The organism is Aeromonas allosaccharophila (assembly GCF_016026615.1).
GTDB lineage: Bacteria > Pseudomonadota > Gammaproteobacteria > Enterobacterales > Aeromonadaceae > Aeromonas > Aeromonas allosaccharophila.
The window spans coordinates 2,145,592-2,156,484 of the sequence record NZ_CP065745.1 but is presented as its reverse complement, the minus strand read 5'-3'; the positions used below and the strand labels follow the sequence as shown (position 1 = coordinate 2,156,484).

14 protein-coding genes are annotated in these 10,893 nt (G+C 58.4%); all 14 read left to right on the top strand.

All coding sequences use genetic code 11. From position 1 onward, the window contains the following. The first annotated feature begins 29 nt into the window (after positions 1 to 29). The 14 genes from I6G90_RS09515 to I6G90_RS09450 all read left to right on the top strand — a co-directional run bounded on the left by I6G90_RS09515 (position 30) and on the right by I6G90_RS09450 (position 10,893). Positions 30 to 314 (top strand): type III secretion protein, encoded by a 285-nt coding sequence (locus I6G90_RS09515; RefSeq protein ID WP_058052897.1) that lies wholly within the window; start codon positions 30 to 32, stop codon positions 312 to 314. Between the two features lie 9 nt (positions 315 to 323). Continuing rightward, entirely contained in the window at positions 324 to 1,259 is a 936-nt protein-coding gene (locus I6G90_RS09510; RefSeq protein WP_197930996.1) for a virulence-associated V antigen, read from the top strand. Positions 1,260 to 1,268: 9 nt separating this feature from the next. After that, positions 1,269 to 1,772, top strand: coding sequence for a SycD/LcrH family type III secretion system chaperone AcrH (gene acrH / locus I6G90_RS09505; RefSeq protein ID WP_182937914.1), 504 nt, complete (start codon positions 1,269 to 1,271; stop codon positions 1,770 to 1,772). Beyond that, positions 1,753 to 2,940, top strand: coding sequence for a type III secretion system translocon subunit AopB (gene aopB, locus I6G90_RS09500; protein WP_197930994.1), 1,188 nt, complete (start codon positions 1,753 to 1,755; stop codon positions 2,938 to 2,940). Before acrH ends, aopB begins: the two co-directional genes overlap by 20 nt. 12 nt (positions 2,941 to 2,952) lie before the next feature. Next, positions 2,953 to 3,840, top strand: a complete 888-nt coding sequence (aopD, locus tag I6G90_RS09495; protein ID WP_197930984.1) for a type III secretion system translocon subunit AopD — start codon at positions 2,953 to 2,955, stop codon at positions 3,838 to 3,840. A 135-nt stretch (positions 3,841 to 3,975) separates the two neighbouring features. Continuing rightward, the gene (locus I6G90_RS09490) at positions 3,976 to 4,419 is read left to right on the top strand and encodes a type III secretion system chaperone (RefSeq protein WP_058052902.1); all 444 of its coding nucleotides are present in this window, start codon (positions 3,976 to 3,978) and stop codon (positions 4,417 to 4,419) included. 2 nt (positions 4,420 to 4,421) lie between these two features. Further along, positions 4,422 to 4,655 carry a T3SS regulon translocated regulator ExsE family protein gene (locus I6G90_RS09485; protein ID WP_197930982.1) on the top strand — a complete coding sequence of 78 codons (234 nt, stop codon included), beginning with the start codon at positions 4,422 to 4,424 and terminating at the stop codon, positions 4,653 to 4,655. Beyond that, positions 4,652 to 5,053: a YscW family type III secretion system pilotin gene (locus tag I6G90_RS09480; RefSeq protein ID WP_197930980.1), complete on the top strand. Its 402-nt coding sequence runs from the start codon at positions 4,652 to 4,654 to the stop codon at positions 5,051 to 5,053. Before I6G90_RS09485 ends, I6G90_RS09480 begins: the two co-directional genes overlap by 4 nt. Positions 5,054 to 5,405: 352 nt before the next feature. Beyond that, entirely contained in the window at positions 5,406 to 6,221 is an 816-nt protein-coding gene (locus tag I6G90_RS09475) for a helix-turn-helix transcriptional regulator (protein WP_058052905.1), read from the top strand. Between the two features lie 119 nt (positions 6,222 to 6,340). Continuing rightward, entirely contained in the window at positions 6,341 to 7,156 is an 816-nt protein-coding gene (locus tag I6G90_RS09470) for a T3SS regulon anti-activator ExsD domain-containing protein (protein ID WP_197930978.1), read from the top strand. Between the two features lie 15 nt (positions 7,157 to 7,171). Next, positions 7,172 to 7,597 (top strand): YscB family type III secretion system chaperone AscB, encoded by a 426-nt coding sequence (gene ascB / locus I6G90_RS09465; protein ID WP_197930976.1) that lies wholly within the window; start codon positions 7,172 to 7,174, stop codon positions 7,595 to 7,597. After that, on the top strand, positions 7,570 to 9,426 hold the full coding sequence (ascC, locus tag I6G90_RS09460) for a SctC family type III secretion system outer membrane ring subunit AscC (protein WP_197930971.1): 1,857 nt from the start codon (positions 7,570 to 7,572) through the stop codon (positions 9,424 to 9,426). The genes ascB and ascC overlap by 28 nt, the downstream gene beginning before the upstream one ends. Next, positions 9,423 to 10,727: a type III secretion system inner membrane ring subunit SctD gene (gene sctD, locus I6G90_RS09455; RefSeq protein WP_197930970.1), complete on the top strand. Its 1,305-nt coding sequence runs from the start codon at positions 9,423 to 9,425 to the stop codon at positions 10,725 to 10,727. Before ascC ends, sctD begins: the two co-directional genes overlap by 4 nt. Next, entirely contained in the window at positions 10,690 to 10,893 is a 204-nt protein-coding gene (locus I6G90_RS09450) for an EscE/YscE/SsaE family type III secretion system needle protein co-chaperone (protein ID WP_197930968.1), read from the top strand. The genes sctD and I6G90_RS09450 overlap by 38 nt, the downstream gene beginning before the upstream one ends.

Here is a 10,893-nt window from a genome sequence, read left to right as displayed (position 1 = left end):
CAAAGGGGCCTCATAGAATAGGAGCCAAGATGAAACAACCGCGTTTTGCCCACCATAGCGAGACCATCGCGCAGGCAGAGCAGGCCATCGCCGACAGCGACCACCGCAACGCCCTGTTGCAGGAGATGCTGGCGGGACTGGCCCTCTCGGATCAGACCTGTCAGTTGTTGTTCGATGCCCCGACCGAACAGGTGGCGGTGGCCGAGCAGGAGCTGTTGGCGGAGATCCAGCGCCGGCAGGCACGACAGCCTGCCCAGTCGGGAGAGGCCCGCAAGAGCCGCCGCCCGGCCATGATGCGCGGACTGATGATTTAAGGAGTTGTGATGAGCACTATCCCTGACTACAACAGCAACCCGGCCGAGTTTATGCGTTGGCTCGATAGTCAATCCCTCGACAAGTTGCCAGGCAATAAAAATCCCAAGTTGGCCGAGTTGCTGGCCCTGCTCGAGGGCAAGATCACCATCAGTGCTGATCAGCCGACTCCGCTGACCAAGGAGCAGTTGGAGAAGTTGCTGGCGGCCTATCTGACGGATCCGGCCAGCGTCAACGGGGCCTGGCCTAAGGGGCAATTTCAGGTTGGCCTGGAGGCCGCCATTACCGCCATCAAGGGAATGATAGAGCGGGGCGGGAAACAAACCCCGCCGGTCACCAGCTGGACCGTCTCTGAATTTATGTTGCTTGGTCTCAGCGCGTTGACCATGGATCGCGTCGATGACGACATCATCACCGTTTTTACCGGAGTGATGGCGTTTCAGGACAACAAGCGCAAGGCGCTCAGTGACGAACTGAAAGATATGACGGCCGAGTTGAAGATTTACGGGGTGATCCAGTCCGAGATCAACAAGGTGCTCTCTGCCAAAAACGACCAGACCTTCAAAACCGATTTCAACCTGATGGATCACACCCTCTATGGCTACGGGTCGGTGGCCGATTTTCAAAAGGGGCCCGAGTACAAGTTGCTCAAGGAGATGCAGAAGGATGGCAAGGTCACGGTCAAGGATTTCCTTGAGAGTGACAAGAAGAAGAGCGGCGCGATGAAAAATATCGAAGCCAGCTACAGCTATGACAAGGACAACAACAAGCTTGGCAACTTCTCCACCAGTGTGGGTGACCGTGCCCGTCCGCTCAATGATCAGGTGAGCGAGAAGACCACCCGTCTCAATGACGTCAGCTCGCGCTACAACGCCGCCATCGAGGCACTCAACCGCTTTATCCAGAAATACGACAGCATCATGCGCGACATTCTTGGCGCAATTTAAGGAGAAATCATGCAGACCGACACCACCCTGACTCCGGAATATGAAGCCGAGCTTGAGGCCTTTATGGCGGATGGCGGCACCCTGGCCATGCTGCAGGATATCTCTGGCGACACCCTGGAGCAGCTCTATGCCCTGGCGTTTGGCCAGTATCAGGCCGGCAAGTGGCAGGATGCCCACAAGATCTTCCAGGCCCTCTGCATGCTGGATCACTACGAGCCGCGCTATTTCCTCGGGCTGGGGGCCTGTCGTCAGGCGATGGGTGAATTCGAGACGGCAGTTCAGAGCTACAGCTTTGGCGCCATGCTCGATCTGAACGACCCCCGTTTCCCGTTTCATGCCGCCGAATGCCGGCTGCAACAAGGTGATTTGAACGGGGCCGAGAGTGGCTTCCACTCGGCCCACCTGCTGGCGGAGACAGATCCGTCGCAGGTCGACCTGGCGGCAAGCGCCAAGGTCATGTTGGAAGCCATCGCACTCAGAAGGGATCAGCAAGATGAACCCGATCAGCAATGAAAGACCCGTTTCCCCGCTGGGAAACACCGGTGACGTTGCGGGCCTGACGCCCGTTACCCACCCACGCAGTGAGACACGGCTCGATGCCGCAACAGCGCAAATTACCGGGCAACTTCGCAAGTCAGGCGTGGCCTTGAATGCCCCTCTTGCCGTGAGCAATGGTCAGCCCGGTGCGAAACAGGTGGCCGACATTGAACGGCTGCTGGCATCGGTCAGGCAGAACACCAGCTTGCTCCTGCCGCGTACCAGCGCTCTGGTGACGGCAGCCTTTACGTCACCCGAATCCTTCGAGATTGAGCTGGGCAAGTTGACCAGCGATCTGGAGAAGACCCAGACCAGGTTGAAACTGGCAGATCTCAAGCGTGCCCGTGAGCTGAACGAGAAGAAGATCGGCGAGAACCAGGAGAAGCTCAAAGAGGCGGAAGAGAGTGCCCAGAAGGCCAAAAAGTCCGGTCTGGCCAGCAAGATCTTCGGCTGGATCAGTGCGATTGCATCCATCATCATCGGCGCCATCATGGTGGCTACCGGTGTAGGTGCTGCGGCAGGTGCGCTCATGATTGCAGCCGGCACGGTCGGGGTGGTGAATATGGCGGTGCAGCAGGCGGCCGCGGATGGCCTTATCTCCAAGGAGGTGATGGATAAGCTGGGCCCAATATTGACAGCGGTCGAAGCGATTCTCGCGGTGGCCTCAGCCGTGGTCACTTTTGGGGCCGGTGCCGTCAAGGGGCTCGCCAAGCTGGGCGTAAAAATGGGATTCAAGATGGCGGGTAAGGGGACGAGTGAGATTGGCCTCAAGCTTATCCAGAACTCCGCCAAGGCTTATCTGAAAGCCGCAGATATCTCGACCAGGCTGGGGGGAAGCACGGCGAGCACCATTGCGAAAGTCGCCAAGGTGGGTACCCAGGCGGCGGATATGATCGTCGATGTGGGCAGTGGGGTGACCAAGGTGGTCGACAATGCCTACCAGGCCAAGTCACTGGACAAGCAGGCTGAGCTACTGGAAAACCGTCAGGAGATGACCGCGCTGCAGGGCGTTATCGACAAACTCAAAGAGGCGATCGCCCAGATCATCGAGGCGTTCCAGCAGACCATGGAGATGATCTTCCAGATGCTCAACGCCAAAGGCGACATGATGAACAACCTGGCCCGCAGACCCGCCGCTATCTAAGGAGTACCGACCATGATTGACAATAACTACACCAATAGCGTGAACCATGTCCCCCTGTTGCCGGAGGCGAGAGTCGGAGAGGGGCAGACCGGCAACCAGATAACCGCCCATGAAGCGGGTGGTGCAACTGGCCTGCCGGGGGCTGCCCGGAATGGCCTCCCCGTGCTGTCCCGTCCGGTCATCCCGTTCGATACCAAGGGGGTACCGCAGATGCTCGAGCAGCTGGAAAGCGTGATGGATATGATGTCACTGCTATTCAAGCTGGCCCGGCAGGCTCGGGAAATGGGTCTGGTCCAGCGGGATACCGAGAATAAGCTGGTTATCACCCATCAGAAAGCACAGGTCGAGGAGATGCGCCATGGCGCCAAGCTGATGATCGCCATGGCGGTGGTGTCCGGTGTGATGGCGGGAGTGTCGGCCATCATGGGGGGCTTCTCCTTGAGCAAGTCGGGCAAGGCGATCAAACAGGACAAGGCGCTTAACGCCAATATCGCCGGCCGGCAGAAAGAGCTGAAGCAGGTCGCTGATATCAAGAAGACGGCGGGCCTTGAAATGGGAGATGCGGGGCAGGATTTGACTGCCAGGATCAAGGTCGACAAGGCGGCCCTGCAGACCCTGAACAAGAAATTTGAGGCCAATAACAGCCGTCAGCAGGTTTTCAATACCGTGCTCCAGTCTGGAGGACAAATGGGCAACTCGGCAGTGCAGGTATCGCAAGGGAAGAGTCAGGCAGATGCCAAGGAAGATGAAGTCAAGGCGAGCATCAGCCAGGCCGAGAAGCAGAAGATTGAGGACAATATGTCCTTCAATGTCAACTTTATGAAAGACGTGTTGCAAATGATGCAGCAGTACGCCCAGAGCCAGAATCAGGCCTGGAAAGCGGCATTCGGCGTTGCGTAAACGCCATCCCATGCAAGGCGCCCGTTCGGGCGCCTTTTTGTTTTTCCGGCCATTTTTCTTAAAAGTGGCGCCCTTGAGTGACAGCCCCCATTGCCGTGGCAGGCTAACATCTCCTCCTCTCTGCTGGAGGAAATCATGGATGTAACTGTCATCACCAATCGACTGCTCACTGAATTTGCCACCAAATATGGTTTGCCAGCCCTGACCCTGAATCAGGAGGGGGTTGCGGCGCTCTGTTTTGACGAGCAGTTGCAACTCAGCCTGATCCTGGTACCGGAGCGGGATCAGCTGGTATTGCAGGCCGACGTGGCCGAGCTGCATCAGGTCGGAGAGGGAATTTTTCGTCAGCTGGCCAGCTTCAATCGTCACTGGTATCAGTTCAATCTTCACTTCGGTTTCGATGAAGAGAGCCTGACGGTGCAACTCTATCGCCAGATGACGGCAAGCCGGTTGACTCTGGCATACCTTGAAGAGAGTCTCGCCAGCATGCTGGAGCATGCCGAGTTCTGGCAGGAGTTGCTGCAACCCGGTACTCGGGAGGCAGGCAGCAGTGATCAGGTGATGGGAGTGCGGGTATAACCATGAAGATTCAGGAATCACAAGGCGCCCTGGCCCTGCATGGGGCAGAGCCGGGCATGGTGGGTGCATTTGCCGGCAGAACCATGAGCACAGGGTCAGCTAGGGCAAGCCAGATCCCCCTGTCGGCACTGCTGCGACGCTCCATTACCCTCAATCAGGTGCAGGAGCTGGCGCTGCAGCGACTGCAACAGGGTGAGCACACCCCGCTGAGCGAACGGCGGATCCGGGTGTTATGAGAGGTCTGCTGGCGCTGATGCTGTTGGCCATGCTGGCCGGTTGTGTTACCACCCCGGCGTCGAAGCCATCGCTACAGCAATTCAGGGGCGAGGTGCATTCCCCGCAAGCGTTGCCACGTCCGGCGACGGTCGAGGTGGCGGTGCTCAGTGTGATCGAAGGGCATCCGCTACAAGTGGCCGCCACCCGCTATGAGGTGACCATGTTGCCCTTGCAGTTTGATTTGCGATTGACCCCCCTGCAATTGGCGGAAGGTAATATCTATGTGCGTGCCAGATTGCGATTTATTGATAGCGCAGCGGTGCAGGCCATGCGTCAGCAGAAAGTTTTTAAGGTTTTTAATGGCGAGAAAATGGTTATTCAATTGCAACCAAGATCTTGTTATCCACAATGTCAGTAGTGGGCGTTTTTATATAAAGATAAGCAAAATCAGTTAGTTGTTAAGTGTATGATTAATATTGAAAGTTTCTTTTTGTAACGAACTATCTTTTGCTGTAAATACAGCTGAAAGTATGAGCCATCGTAATGAATAAATAGTGTGTTCACTCTAATTTTTGGCTGGTTTTTCTGTTTGCGACTGTTGTAGGATTCACGTCCATTTCAATGACGATTAATTTTAAGTTGTTATTGTCATGGATTCATTCGTAAAAACAATAAATACAAAAATAAAAGACAAATAATAAAGCACCCGAGAGAGGCCTGCCTCCGCTGAGGTGTTACTGGCACTACACGCAGATTCAGGAAAACAAAATATGAAGGGCATTACTACCACAGAGAAGGGCGATATGGCCCTGCTCCAGTGGTGCATGTCTGCTTTTAACGTCATCGAACATCCGCAAGAGGGAATCTATATTCTCCTGGAAGGATCGATGACCTGGCAGGACTGTACCGATACCTATGAACTGTCTCCCAACGAACTCCTGTTCGTGCGCCGTGGCAACTACGCGGTCTGTACCGGTGACAGCCCCTGTCGCCTGCTTTGGCTACCCCTGTCAAACGCCTTTTTGCAAGGTTTCTTGCAACGTTTCGGTTCACTGTTGAGTGAAGTCGCCCGGCTGGAGGGGATGGCCCCAACGTTGCTGCCGTTTCACTCATCCCCTTTGCTGACCCAATGTATTCAGGGACTGCGCGGGTTGACCGAACATGACCATCCCCCCGCACTGGCCCAATTGCGCACCGAAGAGTTGCTGTTTCTGCTCGCCTTTGGCGAACAGGGGGCGCAACTGATGTCAATTTTGCGTCAGCTGAGCAATCGCCAGGTCGAGCGGTTGCAACAGTTTATGGAAAAGCACTATCTGATGGAGTGGAAGCTCAGCGAATTCGCCAAAGAGTTCGGCATGGGGTTGACCACTTTCAAGGAGCTGTTTGGCTCGATATATGGGGTTTCTCCCCGCGCCTGGATCAGTGAACGGCGGATCCTCTTCGCTCATCAGTTATTACTCAATAGCGAAATGAGCATCGTCGATATTGCGATGGAGGCCGGTTTTTCCAGCCAGTCCTATTTTACCCAGAGTTATCGCCGTCGTTTTGGTTGTACGCCAAGCCGTGCCAGACATGGCACAGATTAACGCCGGACTAAAATAATCTGACGTTTTTTATAAGCCGCGGAGTGAGGCAATGGATAGAATAGCCAGCATATCGAAACATCATTCCATTATTGCCCGCAGCAAGATGAGCAAGGCATAGCATGAGTCAGCAAGATCACCATTCACCTAACCAGGGCCTGTTTGCAGGTCGTCGGGTTACCGTTGTCCAGCCAGATACCCTGAGTCGGGATCGTCTGGTCGGCCAGCTGTCCGTGCTCCGTTATCAGGATGCCGGCGTGATCACCTCGCAGCAGATGGCCCTGTTGCAACGGCTGTTGCCAAGAACCCGGCTGGAGAGCCTGTTGGGCTCCATCTGGTTTCAGCGCCGTCTCGATGCTGCGCTGGCCGTCTCGCGCGAAGAGCTGCAACAGATCTTGCGGTTGGCAGGCAGCGAGCGTTGCGACTGGATGCAACAGCTGGGGGATCGCATCAATATGGCGGATCGTCCCTTGCTGTGGCACTGGGTGCTCTATCCCTTGCACCGCTGGTGGGTTCAGCATCTGGAACCTCTCTACGGCGCCTGGCTTAACGAGCTGGAGCAGTTGCAGGTAATGCGCCGCCAGCTCAATGCCCAGGCGGTGTTCTGGCAGACCGTGGTCGATGTACCGGCCGGTCTGGAGAGCCGGATCGCCGAACAACTCGCACAGCTGAGCCAGCGCGAGCAGGAGCTCACCCAACTGCAGAGCGATTGCGAGAGACGCCTTCAGCTGGCCTGGCCTGCCTGGTATGCGCAAACGAGCAAGGAGGGAGACCCGGATCTGCTGATGCCGGTGCCGCTGGAGCTCGGCGTATTCTGGCATGCCCTGCAGGCACTGCCCCATCAGGATGATGCCGCCAGGACACTGCACGAGTGGCTGGCCGGCCGGGGCATTGCCCTGGGTCAGGATCACTTCTACTGGCAGCCTCCTGCGCCCTAGATAGCCCGAGGAACTATGCACACGCTACTGAATCGATTGGCCGCAAACCTTGGCCAAGGGCCTTTTATTGCCGACGCACAGGGAAAGTACCATCTGCGACTCGATGGCTATCCCCTCTTTCTGACCCCCAGAAACGGTGAATTGCTGCTGAGCACCCCGCTTGCAAGCAGCCAGACAAACGGGGCTGAGAGCCATGATCCGGCGCTGCAGAAGCGTCTGTTGCAACAGGTAGTGGCCTGGGGCCGTCATGCCCCCCATGCCCTGGTGCTGGATGATCTTGGCAATCTGCAGCTGGAGGCGCGGCTCGCGCTGGAGTGGCTCGACGAGCAGCTGCTGGCGGAACGATTGAGCCAGCACATCGCGCTGCTGGAGCGGTTGGAACCCCAATTGACCGAGGCCGCATTGGCCCCCCAATGGAGACAGATGATATGGCACCCCTGAGTGTGCAACCCCTGCTGCGCCCCCTGTTGTGGATCTGCTTCGCCGTGATGGCGTGGCTGCGCCCGGCCATGGCACAGGAGCTGGACTGGGTGCCCATGCCGTACAGCTATGTGGCGGAAGGGGAGAGTCTGCGCGACGTGCTGGTCAACTTCGGGGCCAACTACGAAGTCTCGGTGGTGGTCAGCGACAAGGTCAACGATCAGGTTAACGGCCAGTTCGAACATGACGAGCCGCTCGCCTTCTTGCAGCAGCTCGCCTCCCTCTACAACCTGGTCTGGTACTACGACGGCAATGTGCTCTACGTCTTCAAGAACAGCGAAGTGCAATCCCGCCTCATCAATCTGGAGCAGACCGGTGCCGCCGAGCTGAAACAGGCGCTGCAGCGTGCCGGGATCTGGGAGCCGCGCTTTGGCTGGCGCCCCGATGCGGATAATCGGCTGGTCTATGTCTCTGGCCCGCCCCGTTACCTTGAATTGATCGAGCAGACTGCGCTGGCGCTGGAGCAGCAGACTCAGCTGCGCAGCGAGAAGACCGGGCCGCTGGCCATCGAGATTTTCCCGCTCAAGTACGCGTCGGCCACCGATCGCAACATCCAGTATCGCGATACCGATGTGGAGGCTCCCGGTTTAGCCACCATATTGGCCAGGCTGCTCAGCGATGCCGGGGTGCAGATGGTCAACGGCGAGGGTAACAAGAAAGGGGCTGCGGTCACGTCCGGCCAGGCTATCGTGCAGGCCGACCCTTCCCTCAACGCGGTGATCGTGCGCGATACCCCGGAGCGGATGGCGATGTACGGCAAGCTGATTGCGGCGCTGGACAAACCGGCGGCCCGCATCGAAGTGGCGCTCTCCATCATCGACATCAATGCCGAAGATCTCTCCCAGCTGGGGGTGGATTGGCGAGTGGGGATCCGCACCGGTTCCAACCAGCAGGTGATCATCAAGACCACCGGCGATCGCAAGGGGATCGAAGGGGGCGCCGCGCTCGGCAGTCTGGTGGACTCCAAAGGACTCGACTATCTGCTGGCCCGGGTCAATCTGCTGGAAAGCGAAGGCAACGCCCAGGTGGTCTCCCGTCCGACCCTGCTGACCCAGGAGAACACCCAGGCGGTGATCGACCACAGCGAAACCTATTACGTGAAGATCAGCGGCGAGCGGGTGGCCGAGCTGCAGGGGATCACCTACGGCACCATGCTGCGAATGACGCCCCGGGTGATCCAGATGGGCGACAGACCCGAGATCAGCCTGAGCCTCCACATCGAGGATGGTGGGCAGAAAGTTAACAGTACCGGTATTGACGGGATCCCGACCATCAGTCGTACCGTCGTTGACACCATCGCCCGGGTCAGCCACGGCCAGAGCCTGTTGATCGGTGGTATCTACCGCGACGAGATAAACGAGAACCTGAGCAAGGTGCCCTTCCTTGGCGACATCCCCTATCTGGGCGCGCTGTTTCGCAGCAAGGATACCCAGACCAAGCGCTCGGTGCGGCTCTTTATCATCGAACCACGGCTGATCGATGACGGCATCGCCCACTATCTGGCCCTCGGTAACGGTCAGGATCTGCGTGCTGGGTTGCTGGGGACTGATGAGCTTTCCAACCAGAGCCTCTCCCTTGGCAAGGTGCTGGGCGGCGCCCAGTGCCAGCCGCTGGCCGCAGCCCGTGATGTGCAGCAACTGCTGCGTCAGGGGGGCAAGAGTTCGTCCCTTATCCAGTGCCGGATGGGCAGCGAACTTGGGTGGCGACTGGTCGAGATGGACAAGGATCAAAAATGTACGCCTGCTGCCAACTGGTGTGTGCAGGCGGGCAACGAGGGCGTCACCCGATGAGCTGGAAGTGCCGTGTCTATCGCGGGCTCAACCGCGGGGTGGAAGTCCCTCTGCCGGAGGGGCGTCAGGTCATCGGCGCCGATCCGCTCAAGGCCGATCTGGTGCTGGTAGATGAAGGGATGGCCGCCGAGCATCTGGTGCTGCTGGTGAGTGGTGAGGGGATCACCCTGCAAGCCTGGGCCGACGGCATCACTCCGACTCAGGACGGAGTCGCCCTGACTGCCGGGGACACGCTCAGGGCGGGGGCGCGACTGGAGGCTGGCCCGTTGCTCTGGAGTTTCTGTGACAGCAGCCGTTCACTGCCCGAACAGCTCGATGCGCAGGCCCTGGTGACTGCGCCATCCCGTGCGCCGCGGCGGCGGGCGACTGGCGCCGATGTCTGGATGGGCGCCCTCTGTCTGAGTCTGGTTGTCGCGGTGATCTTGCTGCTCGGCACTGGCTGGTGGCATGGCGCTGACGAGAACGAATCTGCGCGCACAGAGCAGGCATTGAAGCGCTTTCTGGCCGCGCCGAACTACCGTCAGGTGGTGTTGAACAACAGCGATCCCGAGCTGTGGCAACTCTCGGGTTACGTCGATGAGAACAGCGCGCGTCTTGCGCTGCAGCAGTACCTCGATAGCAATGGTTTCAGCTATCGGCTCGAGCTGCGCACCATGGAAGATTTGCGGCAGGGGGCCGGTTTTATCTTGCAGAAGCTGGGTTATGAACAGCTGCAGATCCGCAATGGCAAGGAGCCCGGCTGGCTCAAGCTCAGCGGTGAAATTCAGGGGCAGGATGGCAAATGGAGCAGCATTGAATCCCTGCTCAAGCAGGAGGTGCCCGGCCTGCTGGGGGTTGAGAATCAGGTACAGATTGCCGGGGCCTATCGCAAGCGGCTCGATGCCTTGCTGCAGGAGCAGGGGCTGGCTGGCGCATTGCGGGTGCGCGAGGCAGGTGGTCGACTCGAACTCTCCGGTCAGCTGGATGAGCGCGAGCTTGGCCAGTTTCAGCTGGTGAACCAGCAGTTTCGCCGGGAGTTCGGTGCCTACCCGATGCTGGAGCTGATCAATCAGACCAGAACGCCGCGCCAGGATGAGCTGGAGTTCGATGTGCGCAGCGTCTCGTTTGGCCGGGTGCCCTACGTGATCCTGGCGGACAACCAGCGCTATCCGGTCGGGGGCGCAACTGCCAGCGGCGTGCGCGTGCTGGCCATTCGCCGCGATGCGGTGGTGGTGAGCAAGGGCAAGCAGCAATACATCGTCAAATTAAAAGGAGTCGAGCAGCATGATGACCAGTATGGAAGCGCGACTGTCCGGCGCTGACCCCTCCTTTACCCGCGAGCTGCGCGAGCAGCTTGTGCAGGCACAGGGCGCAGTGAAGCGGCAGCTGATGCGTGGGGGAACCCCGCAACAGTATCAGGCGTGGCAACAGCAGGCCGATGCCATCGAGGCGGGCATGAAGATACTTGAACAGATAGAGGGAGTATGA

What these genes read in the sequence shown, in the direction of transcription:
- ascB (WP_197930976.1), top strand. Translation starts at nt 7,172, where the DNA reads ATGCACACGCTACTGAATCGATTGGCCGCAAACCTTGGCCAAGGGCCT.
- I6G90_RS09515 (WP_058052897.1), top strand. Translation starts at nt 30, where the DNA reads ATGAAACAACCGCGTTTTGCCCACCATAGCGAGACCATCGCGCAGGCA.
- I6G90_RS09470 (WP_197930978.1), top strand. Translation starts at nt 6,341, where the DNA reads ATGAGTCAGCAAGATCACCATTCACCTAACCAGGGCCTGTTTGCAGGT.
- I6G90_RS09510 (WP_197930996.1), top strand. Translation starts at nt 324, where the DNA reads ATGAGCACTATCCCTGACTACAACAGCAACCCGGCCGAGTTTATGCGT.
- I6G90_RS09450 (WP_197930968.1), top strand. Translation starts at nt 10,690, where the DNA reads ATGATGACCAGTATGGAAGCGCGACTGTCCGGCGCTGACCCCTCCTTT.
- ascC (WP_197930971.1), top strand. Translation starts at nt 7,570, where the DNA reads ATGGAGACAGATGATATGGCACCCCTGAGTGTGCAACCCCTGCTGCGC.
- acrH (WP_182937914.1), top strand. Translation starts at nt 1,269, where the DNA reads ATGCAGACCGACACCACCCTGACTCCGGAATATGAAGCCGAGCTTGAG.
- I6G90_RS09475 (WP_058052905.1), top strand. Translation starts at nt 5,406, where the DNA reads ATGAAGGGCATTACTACCACAGAGAAGGGCGATATGGCCCTGCTCCAG.
- aopD (WP_197930984.1), top strand. Translation starts at nt 2,953, where the DNA reads ATGATTGACAATAACTACACCAATAGCGTGAACCATGTCCCCCTGTTG.
- sctD (WP_197930970.1), top strand. Translation starts at nt 9,423, where the DNA reads ATGAGCTGGAAGTGCCGTGTCTATCGCGGGCTCAACCGCGGGGTGGAA.
- aopB (WP_197930994.1), top strand. Translation starts at nt 1,753, where the DNA reads ATGAACCCGATCAGCAATGAAAGACCCGTTTCCCCGCTGGGAAACACC.
- I6G90_RS09485 (WP_197930982.1), top strand. Translation starts at nt 4,422, where the DNA reads ATGAAGATTCAGGAATCACAAGGCGCCCTGGCCCTGCATGGGGCAGAG.
- I6G90_RS09480 (WP_197930980.1), top strand. Translation starts at nt 4,652, where the DNA reads ATGAGAGGTCTGCTGGCGCTGATGCTGTTGGCCATGCTGGCCGGTTGT.
- I6G90_RS09490 (WP_058052902.1), top strand. Translation starts at nt 3,976, where the DNA reads ATGGATGTAACTGTCATCACCAATCGACTGCTCACTGAATTTGCCACC.